Origin of the sequence: Sphingomonas taxi, assembly GCF_000764535.1 — a bacterium.
Classification (GTDB): domain Bacteria; phylum Pseudomonadota; class Alphaproteobacteria; order Sphingomonadales; family Sphingomonadaceae; genus Sphingomonas; species Sphingomonas taxi.
Window position 1 is genome coordinate 2,569,127 of the sequence record NZ_CP009571.1, and the last position, 18,607, is coordinate 2,587,733.

At 67.2% G+C, this 18,607-nt stretch carries 18 protein-coding genes and 1 tRNA gene; 12 read left to right on the top strand and 7 right to left on the bottom strand.

The genetic code is table 11. The features are described 5' to 3' along the window. Positions 1-391: 391 nt before the first annotated feature. Both MC45_RS11665 and kynU read left to right on the top strand, forming a co-directional pair. The gene (locus MC45_RS11665; RefSeq protein ID WP_038663310.1) at positions 392-1,219 is read left to right on the top strand and encodes an alpha/beta hydrolase; all 828 of its coding nucleotides are present in this window, start codon (positions 392-394) and stop codon (positions 1,217-1,219) included. Continuing rightward, positions 1,216-2,430 (top strand): kynureninase, encoded by a 1,215-nt coding sequence (gene kynU, locus MC45_RS11670; protein ID WP_038663312.1) that lies wholly within the window; start codon positions 1,216-1,218, stop codon positions 2,428-2,430. The genes MC45_RS11665 and kynU overlap by 4 nt, the downstream gene beginning before the upstream one ends. Positions 2,431-2,438: 8 nt before the next feature. Here kynU and MC45_RS11675 read toward each other — a convergent pair whose 3' ends face one another. Further along, positions 2,439-3,116: a DUF2490 domain-containing protein gene (locus MC45_RS11675; RefSeq protein ID WP_038663325.1), complete on the bottom strand. Its 678-nt coding sequence runs from the start codon at positions 3,114-3,116 to the stop codon at positions 2,439-2,441. A 221-nt stretch (positions 3,117-3,337) separates the two neighbouring features. Here MC45_RS11675 and purC point away from each other — a divergent pair, with 221 nt between their 5' ends. From purC to guaA, 9 genes are all read left to right on the top strand, one after another. Continuing rightward, positions 3,338-4,117 (top strand): phosphoribosylaminoimidazolesuccinocarboxamide synthase, encoded by a 780-nt coding sequence (gene purC, locus MC45_RS11680; RefSeq protein ID WP_038663332.1) that lies wholly within the window; start codon positions 3,338-3,340, stop codon positions 4,115-4,117. Position 4,118: 1 nt separating this feature from the next. Beyond that, positions 4,119-4,349 carry a phosphoribosylformylglycinamidine synthase subunit PurS gene (gene purS, locus MC45_RS11685; protein WP_038663334.1) on the top strand — a complete coding sequence of 77 codons (231 nt, stop codon included), beginning with the start codon at positions 4,119-4,121 and terminating at the stop codon, positions 4,347-4,349. A 1-nt stretch (position 4,350) separates the two neighbouring features. After that, positions 4,351-5,019 carry a phosphoribosylformylglycinamidine synthase subunit PurQ gene (gene purQ / locus MC45_RS11690; RefSeq protein ID WP_038663335.1) on the top strand — a complete coding sequence of 223 codons (669 nt, stop codon included), beginning with the start codon at positions 4,351-4,353 and terminating at the stop codon, positions 5,017-5,019. A 429-nt stretch (positions 5,020-5,448) separates the two neighbouring features. After that, complete coding sequence (locus tag MC45_RS11695) at positions 5,449-5,649, top strand: hypothetical protein (RefSeq protein ID WP_038663336.1); 201 nt, start codon at positions 5,449-5,451, stop codon at positions 5,647-5,649. A 221-nt stretch (positions 5,650-5,870) separates the two neighbouring features. Then, the gene (rpsM, locus tag MC45_RS11700; RefSeq protein WP_038663341.1) at positions 5,871-6,239 is read left to right on the top strand and encodes a 30S ribosomal protein S13; all 369 of its coding nucleotides are present in this window, start codon (positions 5,871-5,873) and stop codon (positions 6,237-6,239) included. Positions 6,240-6,327: 88 nt separating this feature from the next. After that, positions 6,328-6,717: a 30S ribosomal protein S11 gene (rpsK, locus tag MC45_RS11705; RefSeq protein ID WP_037534130.1), complete on the top strand. Its 390-nt coding sequence runs from the start codon at positions 6,328-6,330 to the stop codon at positions 6,715-6,717. Positions 6,718-6,800: 83 nt separating this feature from the next. Further along, positions 6,801-7,868, top strand: coding sequence for a DNA-directed RNA polymerase subunit alpha (locus MC45_RS11710; protein WP_038663345.1), 1,068 nt, complete (start codon positions 6,801-6,803; stop codon positions 7,866-7,868). A gap of 257 nt (positions 7,869-8,125) precedes the next feature. Continuing rightward, complete coding sequence (gene rplQ, locus MC45_RS11715) at positions 8,126-8,548, top strand: 50S ribosomal protein L17 (RefSeq protein ID WP_038663347.1); 423 nt, start codon at positions 8,126-8,128, stop codon at positions 8,546-8,548. Positions 8,549-8,660: 112 nt separating this feature from the next. Then, on the top strand, positions 8,661-10,217 hold the full coding sequence (gene guaA, locus MC45_RS11720) for a glutamine-hydrolyzing GMP synthase (RefSeq protein WP_038663350.1): 1,557 nt from the start codon (positions 8,661-8,663) through the stop codon (positions 10,215-10,217). Between the two features lie 47 nt (positions 10,218-10,264). Here the strand turns inward: guaA and MC45_RS11725 are convergent, their stop codons facing one another. Beyond that, positions 10,265-12,739, bottom strand: coding sequence for a TonB-dependent receptor (locus MC45_RS11725; RefSeq protein ID WP_156143913.1), 2,475 nt, complete (start codon positions 12,737-12,739; stop codon positions 10,265-10,267). Positions 12,740-13,006: 267 nt separating this feature from the next. Then, a tRNA-Arg gene (locus MC45_RS11730) sits at positions 13,007-13,083 on the bottom strand. A 60-nt stretch (positions 13,084-13,143) separates the two neighbouring features. On the opposite strand from MC45_RS11730, the gene MC45_RS11735 reads away from it, so the two are divergent. Further along, positions 13,144-13,884, top strand: a complete 741-nt coding sequence (locus MC45_RS11735; protein WP_038663354.1) for a queuosine precursor transporter — start codon at positions 13,144-13,146, stop codon at positions 13,882-13,884. 205 nt (positions 13,885-14,089) lie between these two features. On the opposite strand, the gene MC45_RS11740 is transcribed toward MC45_RS11735, so the two are convergent. The 4 genes from MC45_RS11740 to secY all read right to left on the bottom strand — a co-directional run bounded on the left by MC45_RS11740 (position 14,090) and on the right by secY (position 18,588). Beyond that, entirely contained in the window at positions 14,090-15,430 is a 1,341-nt protein-coding gene (locus tag MC45_RS11740; protein ID WP_038663356.1) for a sensor histidine kinase, read from the bottom strand. 40 nt (positions 15,431-15,470) lie between these two features. Continuing rightward, positions 15,471-16,166, bottom strand: coding sequence for a winged helix-turn-helix domain-containing protein (locus MC45_RS11745; RefSeq protein ID WP_038663357.1), 696 nt, complete (start codon positions 16,164-16,166; stop codon positions 15,471-15,473). 375 nt (positions 16,167-16,541) lie between these two features. Next, on the bottom strand, positions 16,542-17,186 hold the full coding sequence (locus MC45_RS11750) for an adenylate kinase (protein ID WP_038663359.1): 645 nt from the start codon (positions 17,184-17,186) through the stop codon (positions 16,542-16,544). A 37-nt stretch (positions 17,187-17,223) separates the two neighbouring features. Beyond that, positions 17,224-18,588 (bottom strand): preprotein translocase subunit SecY, encoded by a 1,365-nt coding sequence (secY, locus tag MC45_RS11755; RefSeq protein ID WP_038663362.1) that lies wholly within the window; start codon positions 18,586-18,588, stop codon positions 17,224-17,226. Between the last annotated feature and the right edge of the window lie 19 nt (positions 18,589-18,607).

The window sequence follows — 18,607 nt, forward strand, 5'->3', positions numbered from 1 at the left end:
TTGCCGTAACCGGCTGCGGCCGATCTGGCCATGCCGCGCGCGGCCGCCTCTGCCCCAGTTCCGCACACATCCGGCGCGGCGGATGCGGTGGCAGCGGGACACGTGGTGACGGCTCCCCCATCCCCCGTCACGCCGCAGGGCAATCGCATATGGACGCTCGTGCGAGCCTGTCGTCTTCCAAGCCCACCCCGTCACCCCGGACTTGTTCCGGGGTCCACCCTGCGGCGAGGAGGAAGGCTTGATTCGACACCGTTCTCCTGCGGCCCCGTGGACCCCGGAACGAGTCCGGGGTGACGAAATGGGAGGACGCTTTGCAAACGCCACGACAACCCTTCTCTTGCGAACACCGGGGATCGCGCGCCCATCCGCCGTCCGCTAGCGTTGTCCCCGCATGCTGACCTGGCCCGACCTCACCAGCCGCCCGCGCGGCACGCCCGATGCGACGATCGCCTACGGACCCGACCCGCTGCAGGTGATCGACCTCTGGCGCCCCGCCGGTGCCGGGCCGCATCCGGTGGTGCTGATGGTCCACGGCGGCTGCTGGCAGACAAGCATCGCCGACCGCCGGCTGATGGACTGGGTCGCAGCCGATCTGCGCGACCACGGCATCGCGTCATGGAACATCGACTATCGCGGCGTCGACCGCGCCGGCGGCGGCTATCCCGGCACCTTCCACGACGTCGCCGCGGCCGCCGACCGGCTGCGCAGCGACGCCGCCGCGCACGGCCTCGACCTCGCCCGCCGCGTCGCGCTCGGCCATTCGGCGGGCGGGCATCTCGCCTTGTGGCTCGCCGCGCGCCACCGCATCGCCCCCGACAGCCCGCTCCACGATCCCGATCCGCTGCGCCTCGATCACGTCGTCGCCCTCGGTGCCCTGCCCGATCTCGCCGCGGTCGCCGCCAGCCCCGACAACGGTTGCGGCACCGAGGTGATCGCGCAGCTCACCGACCAAAGCCGCGCCGCGCCCTATGCCGACACCTCGGTCCCGCCGCTCCTCCCGCTCGGCGCGGTGCAGGACCTCGTCAACGGCCGCGAGGATCGCATCGTCCCCTATCGCCTCGCCGAGGACTATATCGCCTGCGCCCGCGCCGCCGGCGACACGGTCCACCTCCACACCATCGCCGATACCGGTCACGTCGAACTGATCGCCCCCGGCACCCCCGCCTGGACGCACGCCCGCGCCCTCCTCCGCTCAGCTCTTGCCCGAGACCATGCATGACCCGCGAAGACGCCCGCGCCCTCGACCGCGCCGACCCGCTCGCGCCGTTCCGCGACCGTTTCGCGCTGCCCGAGGGCCTCATCTATCTCGACGGCAATTCGCTCGGCGTGCTGCCGCGCGCCGTCATCCCCGCGCTTGCCGACACCGTCCAGCGGCAATGGGGCGAGCGGCTGATCCGCAGCTGGAACGAAGGCTGGATCGACGCCCCCCAGCGCCTCGGCGCGAAGATCGCGCCGCTGATCGGCGCCGCCGCGGACGAGGTGATCGTCGGCGACACCACCTCGACGCATCTGTTCAAGGCGCTGGTCGCCGCGCTCCGCCACGATCCCGCCCGCCGCACGATCGTCAGCGAGGCGGGCAATTTCCCCACCGACCTCCACATCGCCGAGGGCGCGGTCGCCTGCGTGGCGGGCACGGCGCTGAAGGTCGTCGATCGCGCCGACCTCGCCGCCGCGCTCGACGACGATACCGCCGTGCTGCTGCTCACCCACGTCCATTACAAGACCGCCGAACGCTTCGACCTCGCCGACTGGACCGCCCGCGCGCACGCCGCCGGTGCGCTGATCCTCTGGGACTTCAGCCACAGCGTCGGCGCGGTGCCGATCGACGTCACCGCCGCCGGTGCCGACATGGCGGTCGGCTGCACCTACAAATATCTCAACGGCGGTCCCGGCGCCCCCGCCTTCCTCTACGTCGCGCGCCGGCTGCACGACGCGCTCGCCAATCCGGTCAGCGGCTGGATGGGCCATGCCGAGCCCTTCGCCTTCACCGATGCCTATCGCCCCGCCGCGGGCATGAAGCGCTGGCTGGTCGGCACCCCGTCGATCCTCGCGATGGCGAGCCTCGAGGCCGCGCTCGACCTCTGGCGCGACATCGACCTGACGCAGATCGCCGCCAAGAGCGCCGCGCTCTTCGCCATCCTCGCCGAGGCGGGCGCCGCCGCCGGCCTCCCCTGCGTCAGCCCGACCGACCCGGCGCGGCGCGGCAGCCACATCAGCTTCCGCCACGACCACGCCTATGAGGTGACGCAGGCCCTGATCGCCCGCGGCGTCATCGGCGACTTCCGCGCCCCCGATGTGCTGCGCCTCGGCCTGACCCCGCTCTACCTCAGCCACGAGGACGTGTGGCGCGCCGGCGAACACCTCCGCGACGTCATCGCCACCGAGGCATGGCGCAACGCCGCTTATGCCGAACGCAACGCCGTGACCTGACCGGCCGCTCAATCGTTGAGATGCGGAAACACCTCCCCCTGCAAATTGATCGTCAACTGCAGGTTGAGCGCATGGTCCATCTGCGCGCGCGCATCGCCGCGGCCGGGGCGGAACTGGTTGAGATAGCCGACGTCCGCCGTCATCAGCTTCCCGATCGGCACGACGACGCCGACGATGTTGCGCATCCGCTCATAGCCGCTGCGCTGCCCCCAGCGCGTGCTGTTGGGCAGCAGGAAGCTCTCGTGGCTGACGAACAGCGCCCATTTGCCCGTCCCCAGCCGCTGGTTGTAGCGCAGCAGCGGCCGCACCCGGAAGCCGATCTCAGACCCGCGCGGATTGAACCGCTCGTCGACGCGAAAGCGCGTGGTGAAGCCACCGAACGTCCCCACCACCTGCTGGCGGATACGGTCCTCGTCGGCACCGGTATTGCCGTTATGCGCCCCGACCTTGCGATAGCCGACGCCGAGCTCGATCCCCTTCGCCGCCTTGATCCCGAGCAGCGCGCCGAATTCGGTCTGGTACAATCCGTCCTGCCGGTCGCTGAACCGCGCGATCTGCTCCAGCGTGACGCGCACCCCGTCGGTCAGCGGCACGTTGGTGTTGATCTGCGTCCACAGCTGCGCATCCTGCTGCTGCGCCGCCGCGGGAAGGGCCGATAAGACGGTCAGTGCCACACCGACCGCCACGGCGTATAGATAGCGGCCTGTGCCGCGAGACCGGTGGATGTAAATCACGTTCGCGCGTTACCGTGCATCCCAGCCGATGTCATGCGCCCGTTTCGGTATCGTTTTCGCCGGTATCGCTCGTGATTGCACCCCCGCCCCCCTTCCCCTATAGGCGCGACCATTCCGGCCCCGGCTCGCGAACCTCGCGCCGCCGGGGCTGCTCTATTTCAGGGGACACGCGCATGGCTCGGCGCCGCCAGATCTACGAAGGCAAGGCCAAGATCCTGTACGAGGGCCCCGAGCCCGGCACGCTGATCCAGTATTTCAAGGACGACGCCACCGCGTTCAACGCCCAGAAGAAGGGCACGATCAACGGCAAGGGCGTGCTCAACAACCGGATCTCCGAGCATATCTTCACGATGCTCGACGCGATCGGCGTGCCGACGCATTTCATCCGCCGGCTCAACATGCGCGAACAGCTCATCCGCCAGGTCGAGATCGTGCCGATCGAGGTCGTCGTGCGCAACGTCGCCGCCGGCTCGCTGTCGAAGCGGCTGGGGATCGAGGAGGGCGTCAAGCTCCCGCGCACGATCATCGAATATTATTACAAGGACGACGCGCTCGGCGATCCGATGATCACCGACGAGCATATCGCCGCCTTCGGCTGGGCCAGCCAGGAGGAGATGCACGACATCGCCGACCTCGCGATCCGCGTGAACGACTTCCTCAGCGGCCTGTTCGCCGGCGTCGGCATCCGGCTGGTCGACTTCAAGCTCGAATTCGGCCGCATCTGGGACAATGACTTCGGCCGGATCATCCTCGCCGATGAGATCAGCCCCGACGGCTGCCGCCTGTGGGACATGGACACCAACGAGAAGATGGACAAGGACCGCTTCCGCCGCGATCTCGGCGGCGAGGCGGAGGCCTATCAGGAGGTGGCGCGTCGCCTCGGCCTGATGCCCGAGGGCGAGGACGGCGCCGTGCTCGACCTCGACAGCCATCGCAAACGCCGGGGTAAGTAAGATGAAGCTGCGTATCTTCGTGACGCTCAAGCCCGGCGTGCTCGATCCCCAGGGCCGCGCCATCCACCACGCGCTCGGCAGCCTCGGCTTCGAAGGCGTCGAGGACGTCCGCGCCGGCAAGATGTTCGAACTCGAGGTCGCCGATTCGACGACCGACGAGTCGATCGACGGCATGTGCCGCCAGTTGCTCGCCAATACGGTGATCGAGAATTTCCGCGTGGAGCGCGTCTGACATGAAAACCGCGGTCGTCGTCTTTCCGGGTTCGAACTGCGACCGCGACCTCGCGGTGGCGCTGGAACGGGTGACCGGCAGCAAGCCGGCGATGGTCTGGCACGGCGACAGCGAGCTGCCCGACGGCGTCGGCCTCGTCGCGGTGCCGGGCGGCTTCTCCTACGGCGATTACCTGCGCTCGGGCGCGATCGCGGCACGCTCGCCGATCATGCGCGCGATCGTCGAGCAGGCGGGCCGCGGCCTGCCCGTGCTCGGCGTGTGCAACGGCTTCCAGGTGCTGACCGAGGCGGGGCTGCTGCCCGGCGCGCTGATGCGCAACGCCGGTCTCGACTTCGTCTGCCGCGACGTCGCGCTGACCGTCGCCAATGCGCAATCGGCCTTCACCAGCCGCTATGACGCGAACGAGACGATCCGCGTCCCCGTCGCCCACCACGACGGCAATTATTTCGCCGACTCGGACACGCTCGACCGGCTCGAGGGCGAAGGACGCGTCGCCTTCCGTTATGGCGAATCGGTCAATGGCTCGGCGCGCGACATCGCCGGCGTGCTCAACGCCGCCGGCAACGTGCTCGGCATGATGCCCCACCCCGAGCGCAAGATCGAAACCGCGCACGGTGGCACCGACGGCCGCCGCCTCTTCGAAGGCGTGCTGGAGACGATCGGGGCGTAAGCCGCGCAATATCCGGGCACTCCCGTGAACGCCGCGGCTATCGCATATCAGCGTTCGAGTAGGCCCATCGCCTTCCAAGCGCACCCCCGTCACCCCGGACTGGTTCCGGGGTCCACTCCGCGGCGGGGAGCATTGGTTGTGCCTCCAGCCGTGCCCCTGCGGCCCGATTGACCCCGGAACCAGTCCGGGGTGACGAAGACGATGTGGAAGCGGCTCGATAAACGCGGGGCGGGCGTTGCGACCGCCCCCGCCCCTGCCACGCGCCGAAGCCCGCAAGCGGCACTCGTCGCATTTCCAGCCCGGCCGACGGTTAACCACTTGTCAGCCCCGGGCCGATAGGGTGACGGCGCAAGACGCAGCCGGGGGGCTGCGTTCGACGGGCGGCGGTGCCGCGGGGGCTTTGCGCCGGATACGGCAAGAAGGAGCATTATGCTTGGGGCGATCGTCTTTACCTACGGCATGCTGATGAGCTTCGTGTTGCAGGGCGCGACCCGCAACGCCAGGCTCGCGCGGCCCAATCCGCCGATGCTGCAATATGTCGGCTATCTGCTGTGCGGCCTGTCCGCGGGTCTGTCGATCATGCTGCTGATCATGGCCTTGACGGCCAAGGCCCCCTTCCCGCTGATGTAAGCGAGGATCGGGCGAAGCGGCCGGGAACCAGTCGCTTGACACGGCGTTTGCGCCCGCCTACCTGCACTCCTCTCCGAAATACCGGCTTCCGGCGACGCTCGTTTGCGTTCGTCGCGCTTTGCGTAGATGCAAGGTCTTGGAAGGCGGTGTTGGGTCGGAGGATGCGACGAGATGGGGGCGTGCGGCCATGCCGTTCCCCGTGGAGCTAGGAGAAACATTTCATGGCACGTATCGCGGGTGTCAATATCCCGACCAACAAGCGCGTGGTGATCGCGCTGACCTACATCCACGGCATTGGCCTGACCAAGTCCAAGGAAATCATCGCCAAGCTGAACATCGCGCCGGAGCGCCGCGTGCAGGACCTGACCGATCAGGAAGTGCTGCAGATCCGCGAGACGATCGACGCCGACCACACGGTCGAGGGCGATCTGCGTCGTGAGACGGCGATGAACATCAAGCGCCTGATGGATCTCGCCTGCTATCGTGGCCTGCGCCACCGCAAGGGCCTGCCGGTCCGCGGCCAGCGCACGCACACCAATGCGCGCACCCGCAAGGGCAAGGCGAAGCCGATCGCAGGCAAGAAGAAGTAATTCGTCCGGGGGACGAATTACTCCGCCGGAGGCAGGCTCGATGCCGATTGCCCGGCGATTTCCGAATTAGGGTCAGGAATCTCAACCAATGGCACGTGAACCGCAGCGTATTCGCCGTCGCGAACGCAAGAACATCACCGCCGGCGTCGCCCATGTGAACGCCAGCTTCAACAACACCATGATCACCATCACCGACGCGCAGGGCAATGCCATCTCGTGGTCGTCGGCCGGTGCGATGGGCTTCAAGGGCAGCCGCAAGTCGACCCCGTATGCCGCTCAGGTGGCCGCGGAAGACGCCGGCAAGAAGGCCGCCGAGCACGGCGTCCGCACCCTCGAAGTCGAAGTCAAGGGTCCGGGTTCGGGCCGCGAGTCGGCGCTTCGCGCGCTGCAGGCGGTCGGGTTCCAGATCACCTCGATCCGCGACGTCACCTCGATCCCGCACAACGGTGTGCGTCCGTCGAAGCGTCGCCGCGTCTGATCTTCCACGCGCCGGCTGACGAGTCGGCGCGTTTTTCTCCCGGCTGGAGCTGCCCCCGTTCCGGCCCAAATTAGGGGACACCTGTGTCTGTCAATGCAAAGAACTGGCAGGAACTGAAGAAGCCCAACGGCCTTGAGAAAAAGGGCGGCGACGGCAAGCGGAAGGCGACCTTCGTGGCCGAGCCGCTGGAGCGTGGCTTCGGCCTGACGCTCGGCAACGCGCTGCGTCGCGTGCTGCTCTCCTCGCTGCAGGGCGCGGCCGTGACCTCGATCAAGATCGAGAACGTGCTGCACGAATTCTCCAGCCTGGCGGGCGTCCGCGAGGACGTCACCGACATCGTTCTGAACGTCAAGCAGATCGCGATCCGCATGCAGGGCGAGGGGCCGAAGCGCCTCCAGCTCTCGGCGACCGGCCCCGGCGAAGTCAAGGCCGGCGACATCGCCGTGTCGGGCGACATCGAGGTGATGAACCCCGAGCTGGTGCTGTGCCACCTCGACGAAGGCGCGACGCTCAACATGGAGCTGACCGCCGACATCGGTAAGGGCTACGTCCCCGCGACCGCCAACCGTCCGGCCGATGCGCCGATCGGCCTGATCCCGGTCGACGCGCTCTATTCGCCGGTGCGCCAGGTGTCGTACAAGGTCGACCCGACCCGCGTCGGTCAGGACCTCGATTACGACAAGCTGACGCTGACGATCGAAACCGACGGCACCGTGACGCCCGAGGATGCGGTGGCCTATGCCGGTCGTATCCTGCAGGACCAGCTGGCGCTGTTCGTTCACTTCGACGATTCGGCGATCACCCGTTCGTCCGCGCCGATCGGCCAGGCGGCCGCTCCGGCGGCTGGCGGCGACGCGGCCGGCGACACGCAGCAGATCAATCGTTACCTGCTCAAGAAGGTCGACGAGCTCGAACTGTCGGTGCGTTCGGCCAACTGCCTCAAGAACGACAACATCATCTACATCGGTGACCTGGTCGGCAAGACCGAGGCCGAGATGCTCCGGACCCCGAACTTCGGCCGTAAGTCGTTGAACGAGATCAAGGAAGTTCTCTCGTCCATGGGCCTGCGCCTCGGCATGGAAATCCCGGGCTGGCCGCCCGAGAACATCGAAGAGATGGCGAAGAAGCTCGAGCAGGAAATTATGGGGTGATCGCAGGCGGATAGCCCAGGCTATCCGCCGTCTCGGCGATGACCTCGGCCGACGGGCAGGGGAGCGGCAAAGCCGCAACCCTGCCCGTTCGACGTGACCGGTGCGGCTTCGCCGCACCGCCACCCGGCCGCCAAAGGACACGTCTCTTTGCGTGACCTTTATGAACTTACCGGGGCCTCAATGGCGGTGGCCCGTTACGAACCGCCTGGTCTGGGGATCTCCGTAAAACGGCCCCATAACGAACGAAGGAAGTTACCATGCGTCATCGCGTCGGCGGCCGTAAGCTGCAGCGTACCTCGGCCCATCGTATTGCGCTGTTCCGCAACATGTCGGCCGCGCTCATCAAGCATGAGCAGATCACCACCACCGTCGCCAAGGCGAAGGAACTGCGTCCCTACGTCGAGAAGCTGATCACGCTGGCCAAGAAGGGCGGCTTGTCGAACCGTCGTCTCGCCCATGCGCGCCTGCTCGACGACGCGCAGCTCGTGAAGCTGTTCGACGTCCTGGCCTCGCGCTACGCCGACCGCAACGGCGGCTACACCCGCATCATCAAGGCCGGCATCCGCGCCTCGGACGCCTCGCCGATGGCGATCATCGAGTTCGTCGACCGTGACGTCTCAGCCAAGGGCCAGGATTCGGGTCCGGTCCAGTCGGACGAGGATTTCGACGAAGCGGCATAAGCCCCGCCCCTTCATCCCGGGCATGTCCCGGAATGACGGAAAAGCTCTGGAGGCCGCGTCAGCAATGGCGCGGCCTCTTTCGTTATCGGCGTCGCATCGCTACACGCCCGCCATGCAGCACACCGACACCATCCTGATCGTCGACTTCGGCAGCCAGGTGACCCAGCTCATCGCCCGTCGCGTCCGCGAAGCGGGCGTCTATAGCGAGGTCGCCCCCTTCCAGTCCGCCGAGGCGGCGTTCGAGCGGCTCAAGCCCGCCGGCATCATCCTGTCGGGCGGCCCCGCCTCGGTCACTGCCGAGAACAGCCCGCGGGCGCCGCAGCGTTTCTTCGAGGCGGGCATCCCGATCCTCGGCATCTGCTACGGACAGCAGCTGATGAGCGCGCAGCTCGGCGGCAACGTCATCGTCTCGGGCGACGGCGGCGAGTTCGGCAAGGCTTATGTCGAGGTGAAGGCCGATTGCGCGCTGTTTGACGGCCTCTGGGCCGAAGGCGAGCGCCACCAGGTCTGGATGAGCCACGGCGACAAGGTCGATGCGATCCCGCCCGGCTTCAGCCCCGTCGCGACCTCGGAAGGCGCACCCTATGCGATCGTCGCCGACGAGTCGCGCCGCTTCTATGGTGTCCAGTTCCACCCCGAGGTCGTCCACACGCCGGATGGCGGCAGGCTGATCGCCAATTTCGCCCGCCACGTCTGCGGCCTTGCCGGCGACTGGACGATGGCCGAGTTCCGCGAGGCGAAGATCGCCGAGATCCGTGCGCAGGTCGGCAGCGGCAAGGTTATCTGCGGCCTGTCGGGCGGGGTCGATTCGTCGGTCGCCGCGCTGCTGATCCACGAGGCGATCGGCGACCAGCTCACCTGCGTGTTCGTCGACGGCGGCATCCTGCGCGCCGGCGAGGCCGAACAGGTCGTCAGCCTGTTCCGCGGCCATTACAACATCCCGCTCGTCCATGTGCAGGCGCAGGACCTGTTCATGGACGGCCTCGCCGGCGTCACCGACCCTGAGGCGAAGCGCAAGTTCATCGGCAAGACCTTCATCGACGTGTTCGAGGCGGAGGCGAAGACGATCGGCGGGGCCGAATTCCTCGCGCAGGGCACGCTCTACCCCGACGTGATCGAAAGCGTCAGCTTCACCGGCGGCCCCTCGGTGACGATCAAGAGCCACCACAATGTCGGCGGCCTGCCCGAGCGGATGAACATGAAGCTCGTCGAGCCTTTACGCGAGTTGTTTAAGGACGAGGTGCGCGCGCTGGGCCGCGAACTCGGCCTGCCCGACGTCTTCGTCGGCCGCCATCCCTTCCCCGGGCCCGGCCTCGCGATCCGCATCCCCGGCGAGGTGACGCGCGAACGGTGCGACATCCTGCGCAAGGCGGATGCGGTCTATCTCGAGGAGATCCGCAACGCCGGCCTGTACGATGCGATCTGGCAGGCGTTTGCGGTGTTGCTGCCGGTGCGGACGGTCGGGGTGATGGGTGACGGCCGCACCTATGACCATGTGCTCGCCCTGCGGGCGGTGACCTCGACCGACGGCATGACCGCCGAGGTGTTCGACTTCCCCAGCGACTTCCTGCCGCGCGTCGCGACGCGCATCGTCAACGAGGTCAAGGGCGTGAACCGCGTGGTCTACGACTATACGTCGAAGCCGCCCGGCACGATCGAATGGGAATGACCGGGCGCCAGTAACGGCGCGGGCAGCGATGCCCGCGCCGTTCGCGTTCAGAGGGTCACGCGCAGCGACAGCGAGGTGGTGCGGCCGTTGATCGAGCGCGCGCGGACGATGCCGTTGGCGGGGATCGATCCGTCCTCCGCCTCGGTGAAGCCGCGCACGTCGAACACATTGTTGGCGTTCAGCGAGAGCAGCAGCCGGTCGGTCCAGCGCCATTGCGCGAAGCCGTTGACCTGGGTGAAGCCGGGCAGCCGCAGGTTGCCGACGTCCTGCGCATAGCTGCTGGTCGTGCCGACGACATTGGCGCCGACGCTGAACCGGTCGATGGTGACCTGCGGCGTCGCCTGGAAGATCAGCGCCGCCTGCCGCCGTGGCGTGCGGCCGACGCTCTGCGGGCTGAGCGCATCCTCGGTGACCTTGGCATCGGTATAGGTCGCGCCGACCGTGAGGTCGAACGGCCCGTAGCCATAGCCGCCGTCGAATTCGAGACCGTAGGCGCGGTATTTGCGGTCGATGAAGGTCTGGCGCGTCGCCTCGAAATTCTGCTCCTCGGTGCCCGCCCAGAAGCCGGTCAGATTGGCGGTGAGGCCGTCATGACGATATTTCAGCCCGGCCTCGGCCTGACGGACATAGTCGATGGCGGCGTCGCGGTTGGTCAGCGATCCGTCGACGGGGCTCACCTGCGGCCCGAACAGCAGACGGTCGGCATTGGCGCGCGCGCCGCGGCTGTAGCGGGCGAAGACCGCGAAGGGCTCGGACACGCGGAGGTTGATGCCGGCCGAATAGGAGAGGTAATGCCAGGTGTAGTCCACCGGCGCCGGGCTGGTCAGCGGGATCACCGCCACCCGTCGCTCGGGGGCGGAGAGGCGATCGTCGCCGTCGATATCGAGGATCGTCGTGCCGATCCGGTTGCCGCCGAGTTCGGCGCCGTAGATCGACCCGCGCGCGCTGCCGTAATCGTAGCGGACGCTGGCACCGAGCGCGACGCGGCCGATCTTGTAGTTGAGCGAGCCGAATGGCGCGTTGACCGCATAATCGACGCGATAGCTGCGCCGGCAGCAGCCGCCGAACCATGACGCGCCGAAGCCGTAATAGCCGTTCTGCGTGACGGCACGGCCGCGGCCGTCGAAGACGTCGACCAGGGCCGCGCGGCCGTCGCCGCGTACGTCCGTCAGCGTCGAGGTCCACAGCCAGTCGGTGTCGACCGTCTGGCGCGACGCGTAGAAGCCGGCGGTAGTGGTCAGGTCGCCTTTGCCGACGCGGTCGACGCGGCTGACGCGCAGATCGTTGGTGACGTTGTTGAGGCTGTTCAGCTTGACGTCGAACACGACGATGCGCGCGAGCAGGCCATTGCCGTTGATCGCGGACGGATCGGCGATCGTCTGACCGGCGGCCGGTCCGGTGGCGTAGCGCAGCGTCGCGCCTTTGCCGCCGAGGTCGGTCGCGGCCGCGGTCGCCGCCGCTCCGTCCACCGCGGCCGGGAAGTTCGAGATGAACCGTCCGGAGATGTCCGCGTATCGGAAGCGCTCGGTCAGCATCCAGCCGGACAGATCGACCTGCGTCTCGAAGCCGAACGCCTTAACCACCGGATGCTGACCGTCGCGCAGGTCGTCGACCACCGGATTGTTGTGCCCGTCGAGCGTGACGTTGCTGGTGACATAGCGCGAGAGCAGCGCATCGTGCGCAATCGAGAAGCCCGGGATGTCCTCGTAATGCGGGTGGCCGTCGCTGCCGGTGACGCGCACCGGGTTGGGGAGATAGGCCGCCGAGCGGTCGTCGAGCAGCTTGCCGTAGAGGCGGACGTAGCCGCCGGTGAACGCCCTTGTGACGTTGACCTTGATCTGGCCGCCCTTGGTGCCGTCATAGCCGACGTGGCGTGGTCCCTCGCCCTGATGGTAGAAGCCGCCGACCTGGAAGCGTGTACCTTCGGCGACCTTGCCGCCGTAGGTGAAGTCGACGCGATGCTCGTCATAGTCGAGCCCGGTGCTCGCCTGGATCGCACCGCCGGCGACTTCGCCGGTCTTGGAGATCAGGTTGACGACGCCGCCCGGCGAGTTGGACGAGAAGGTCGAGGCGGAGCCGCCGCGGATCGCCTCGACCGAGGCGAGATTGAGGTCGGCGCGCAGGAAGATGTCGGCATTGCCGAAGGTGATGTCGCCGAATTCGAGGATGGGCAGGCCGTCTTCCTGCAATTGCAGGAACTTGGCGCCGCCAGTCGCGATCGGCAGGCCGCGGATCGAGATATTGGCATTGCCGTCGCCGCCCGAGCTTTCCGAGCGGATGCCGGGGATGTTGCGGAAGATCTCGGCGGTCGAGCGCGGCGCGATCTTGAGGATTTCGGTCTCGCGCAGCGAGCTGGTCGAGATCGCGCTGTCGAGCCGGTCGCGGCCGCGTGCGACCGCGGTGACGATGATGTCGGTGTTCTTCGCCGGCGCCCGCACCGGATCGCCCGCCTTCTGCTCCGCCTCGGCCGGCATGTCCTGTGCGCTGGCTGCCTGCGGCAGGACATTGCCGAGGGTAATCATCGTCAAGCTTAGTCGGGCAAGAAGCACGGGGGGTCTCCATATGGGAAGCATACGGAGCCATTCTAGGGGATGTTTTCAAATGGCAGCGCTATCAGCGCAAAAATCACAATCGTTTGTAAGGGGATCGTCATATTGAGGCGGCGGTAACGACCTAGCCTTATCATCTGCCGGTAGCGGTAAACCCAAAAATGTTATTTGGATCAATGCGATAAAAGCGCGACCGCGATGACGGCAGGACCGTGGTGACGTCAGCCTGCGACCAGGATCTGGCGCGCCCGGCTGGATTCGAACCAGCGGCCACAAGCTTAGAAGGCTCGTGCTCTATCCATCTGAGCTACGGGCGCGCGCGGCAGACCGATTAGCGCGGTTTGCGCGGGACGGGAACCGCCATATAATGCGCCGCCATGGGCGAGCGGGGCGAACGGGCGATCGATGCCGCGGCGATGCGCGGGCAGGCGTTCCGCTATTACGACTTTGTCATGGCGGCGTTCGTCGCGATCCTGTTGCTGTCCAATGTGATCGGCGCAGGCAAAGTGGCGCAGATCGTGCTGCCCGGCATCGGGCCATGGCCGTTCGGCGCGGGCATCCTGTTCTTTCCGGTGAGTTACGTGATCGGCGACGTGCTGACCGAAGTCTATGGCTATGCGCGGGCACGGCGGGTGATCTGGGCGGGCACCGCCGCGGTGGTGTTCATGGCGTTCATGAGCTGGGTGGTGGTCGCGCTGCCGCCGGCGCCGAGCTGGGGCAATCAGGCCGCCTATGCGACGATCTTCGGCCAGGTGCCGCGAATCGTGCTGGCGAGCGTCTGCGCCTTCTGGGCGGGTGAGTTCGTCAATTCCTACGTCATGGCGCGGATGAAGGTGCGTACCGCGGGCAGGCATCTGTGGATGCGGACGATCGGTTCGACGGTGCTCGGCGAAGGCGTGGACAGCCTGATCTTCTATCCGCTCGCCTTCCTCGGCGCGGCGGGGTTCACGCCGGCGCTGGTGGTCAAGGTGATGCTGACGCAATGGACGCTCAAGGTGGCGTGGGAGGTGATCCTGACGCCCGTCACCTATGTCGTCGTGGCGGCGCTGAAGCGCGCCGAGGGCGTCGACGTCTTTGACCGGGCGACCGACTTCACGCCGTTCCGGACGGGGGTCTGATCGCACCGGTGTTGGACGACATGGACAAGATGGACACCTTAATGGAAACGATCCGCTCCCATCGTTTCCGTTTTGGAGGTGATGGATCGACGATGCGAAAGAGCCGGCGGCGGGAATAGCAGGCGGGGCACGTGTAGGACAGCGCGACAGAGGCTCGCTCAGCCCGGCCGTCAGTCCGGGCCGTGCGAGACCCGCGGATGCCGCATCAATGGACCGGCAGCACGATGCGCGCGATGAGACCCGGCACGTTGTCCGCCAGTTCGAACCGGCCGTTGTGGAGCCGCGCGACCGCCTCGATCAGCGCCATGCCGAGGCCCGCGCCCGGCGTCGTCCGCGCCGCGTCGAGCCGGCCGAAACGCTTGAGCGCCTGCGCGCGGTCGGCTTCGGCGATGCCGGTGCCGCGATCCTCGACCTGGATCGCGATCTCCTGCGCGTGGCAGACGAGGCGCAGCGTCAGCACGCCCCCGCTCGCGGCATGTTTGAGCGCATTGTCGATGAGATTGGTGATCGCCTGGCTGAGCAATTCGCGGTGCAGCGGCATCGCCGGCGCGGAGGCGTCGATCGCGACGGTGAAGTCGAGCCCCGCCTCCTCCGCCACCGGCTCGTAGAGTTCGGCGATCTCCTCGACCAGTTCGGCGGGTTCGACGAGGATGAACCGGTCGCGCGACACCGATTCGGAGCGACTGATCTCGATCACCATCGTCAGCATGCGCATGACGAGGTCGGTCTCGACCAGCAGCCCGCCGAGCGCCGCCTCGCGCGCCGCGGGGTCGGCGATCAGCACCGCCTGCTCGGTCTTGGTGCGCAGCCGGGTGAGCGGCGAGCGCAGGTCGTGCGCCATACTGTCGGTGACGACCCGCAATTCGACCATCAGCCGTTCGAGCTTGCCGAGCATCAGGTTGAGCTGATGGCCGAGCCGGTCGAACGCGTCGCGCCGCGCCGGTGCGACGGGGACCCGGCGGGACAGGTCGCCCTCCCCCGCCGCCCCGATCACCGCGGCGATCCGGTTGAGGCGCAGACCGACGTAGCGCGCGAGCACCAGCCCGGCCCCGATGCCGAGGATCAGCGACAGCAGCACCGCGACCGCGAGCGCGCCCTCGATCGCGTTGCGCTCCGCCTCGACCAGATCGAGGCGGCGGCCGGTCAGCAGCCAGTGGTCGCCGATCGGGCGCAGCGTATAGCCGATGTCGTTGGTCGCCTCGCTGGTGTCGAAATCGGCGATGCGGAACTGGCTGGGGACGAGCGGAATGCCGACATGCGCGGGGGCGTAGCCGGCGACGCGATTGCCGTTGCGGTCGAGCACCGCGAGCAGCAGGGCGGTGTCGCCGGCGACGCGGGCGTGTTCGATCGCCTCGATCACCGCGGCCAGCCCGTCGGCGCGGTAGATCGCACGCATCGCATCCGACTGTTCGATCGTTTCGCGCCGGACGGTGCCGACCACCGCGGCGTCGGTCTGCTTCCAGACGAAGCCGACGAGCACGAGGTTGGAGATCAGCGCGAGCGCGATCGACAACAGGGCGATGCGGGCGGTGACGGACAGGCGCATGGCCCGTCCTAACCGACCGCCCATCGAATGCGAATCCGGATCAGACGGGATCGGCGGCAAGCCGGTAGCCGGCGCCCCGCACCGTGTGGAGGATCGGCGAGGCGAAGCCGTCCTCGAGCTTGCGACGCAGACGGCCGATATGGACGTCGACGACGTTCGAGCCCGGATCGAAGTGATAATTCCAGATCTTCTCGAGCATCATCGTCCGCGTCACCACCTGTCCGGCATGGCGGGCGAGGAATTCGAGCAGGTTGAATTCGCGCGCGCCGAGCGGGATGTTGCGGCCGGCGCGGGTGACGTGGCGGGCGAGCAGGTCGATCTCGAGATCGCCGACCGCAAGCTTGGTCTTGGTCGGCTCGGTGGCGACGCGGTCGCTGCGGCGGACCAACGCCTCGATCCGCGCGGACAGTTCGGCGAAGGAGAAGGGCTTGCAGAGATAATCGTCGGCGCCGGCCTTGAGCCCGTCGACGCGATCGTCGACCGCGGCGAGTGCGGAGAGGACGAGCACCGGCGTCGCGATCCCCGCCGCGCGGATCGCGCTGACCATCGAGAGGCCGTCGAGGCCGGGCAGCATGCGGTCGGCGATGATGAGATCGAAGATGCCCTCGCTGGCGAGGAACAGGCCGTCGCGGCCATCGCGCGCCGATTCGACGGAATAACCGCCCTCGGACAGGCCCTTGGCGAGATAGGCGGCGGTCGAGCTGTCATCCTCGACGATCAGGATCTTGCGGCTCACGGTGTCTTGCTCACGCTTCCTCACTACAGGAAAGGCCGGCGGAAAGCATCCCTTCCGCCGGCCCCTACGGCACCCCCGGGAGTGACGGGTACCGATCTCGACAAACCTGCCGATCGACGCTGCGACCGTGGGTTACGGTGTAGCGGCGCGGTGGTAGCGATGCGGTGACCGTCAGATGACAAAAACGTCATGGTTGTAACGGGTTATGTCGAAATCAGGAAATGTCGACGCCGCGCCTCATCCGTCATCCCCGCGTAGGCGGGGATCCATACGCGCGGACCTCACGATGAATCGCGGACGTCGGAGGTTATGGATCCCCGCCTTCGCGGGGATGACAGAGAGGGGCAGAAGGGAAAGGCGAGGCCATCGCCCCCCTTACCCGTCGAGGATCGCCGCGATCGCCTGCGAGACATGATCGATGTCGGCCATGCCGTTGACGCGCTCGACCAGTCCGCGCGCCTGATAGATCGGCAGGATCGGCGCGGTCTTGGCGCGATATTCGGCCATGCGCGTCTGCACCGTCTCGGCATTGTCGTCGGGGCGGCGCTTGAACGCGGTCGAGCCGCAGACGTCGCAGACGCCCTCGACCTTCGGGCGCTTGAAGCGGTCGTGATAGCCCTCGCCGCAATTGGCACAGGTATAGCGGCCCTCGACGCGCTCGATCAGCGCGGCCTCGTCGACCTCCAGCTCGATGACATGGTCGAGCGTCAGGCCGCGCGCCTCGAGCAATTCGTCGAGCGCGACGGCCTGCGCGGCGGTGCGCGGATAGCCGTCGAAGATCGCCCCGCCCCCGACGCCCTGGTCGAGCCGCTCGCCGATCAGCGCCGAGACGATCGCGTCCGAGACGAGCTCGCCCGCCTCCATCACCGCCTTCGCCTGCTGGCCGACCGGCGTGCCCGCCTTGACCGCGGCGCGCAGCATGTCGCCGGTCGACAATTGCTGCATCCCGCGCGTGGCCATCAGCCGCTGCGCCTGGGTGCCCTTGCCCGCTCCTGGCGGTCCGAGAAGGATGATGTTCACGCGAGCTCTCCCTGTTTGGCTCGTGGACTTGCCGACGTTAGCGGAGACGCCCGCCCTTTAGCTTCGCCTTCTTGATGAGATCGCCATATTGATGCGCGAGCAGATGGCTCTGGATCTGCGTCACCGTGTCCATTGTCACGTTGACGACGATCAGCAGGCTGGTGCCGCCGAGATAGAAGGGGATCGACAGCGCCGACACCAGATATTCGGGCAACAGGCAGATGATCGTCAGATAGGCCGCGCCGATCACGGTGATGCGGGTCAGCACGTAATCGAAGTAATTCTCGGTGTTCTTGCCCGGGCGGATGCCGGGGATGAATCCGCCATAGCGCTTGAGGTTGTCCGCGGTCTCTTCGGGATTGAAGACGACGGCGGTGTAGAAGAACGAGAAGAAGATGATGCCGGCGGCGTAGAGCGCCATGTACACCGGCTGGCCGTGCGCCAGATACTGGTTGAGGGTGATGATGAAGTCACCCCATTTCGACTGGCCGGCGACGCGCTGGCCCGCGAACTGGCTGATCGTCAGCGGCATCAGCAGCAGCGACGAGGCGAAGATCGGCGGGATCACGCCCGCGGTGTTGATCTTGAGCGGCAGATGGCTGCGATCGGCCTGCATGCCGCGCTGCGTCTGGCGCTTGGGATATTGGATCAGGATGCGGCGCTGCGCGCGCTCCATGAAGCAGATGAACAGGATCAGCGCGACGACCGCGATGATGATGCCGATCAGCCGCACCGCGTCGATCGATCCCGACCGGCCGCCTTCGAGCAGGTTGACGAGCGTGGTCGGCAGATGCGCGACGATGCCGGCCATGATGATGAGGCTGACGCCGTTGCCGATGCCGCGGCTGGTGATCTGCTCGCCGAGCCACATCAGGAACATCGTGCCGCCGATCAGCGAGACCACCGCGGCGACGCGAAAGGTCATGCCCGGCTCGATCACCGCGGCGAGGCCGTTGCTCGCGCTCAGCGCCTCGAGCCCGACGGCGATGAAATAGCCCTGGATCGCGGTCAGCGCGACGGTGCCGTAGCGGGTGTATTGGTTGAGCTTCTTGCGGCCCGATTCGCCTTCCTTCTTGATCGCGGCGAGCTGCGGCGACAGCGAGGTCGACAGCTGCACGACGATCGACGCGGTGATATAGGGCATCACGCCGAGCGCGATCAGCGACATGCGGCTGAGCGACCCGCCCGAGAAGGTGTTGAAGAAGTCGAGCACACCGCCCGTGGTGCGCTGGCTGAGCAGGCCCAAAGCGGTCGGGTCGATGCCCGGCAGCGGCACGTAGCTCAGCAGCCGGAAGACGATCAGCGCGCCGATCGTGAACCACAACCGCTTCTTGAGGTCGGTCGCCTGCGCGAACTTCGCGAGGCTGATGCTTTGCGCCATCTGATCGGCTGCGGATGCCATGCGTGTATCCTGGAAACAA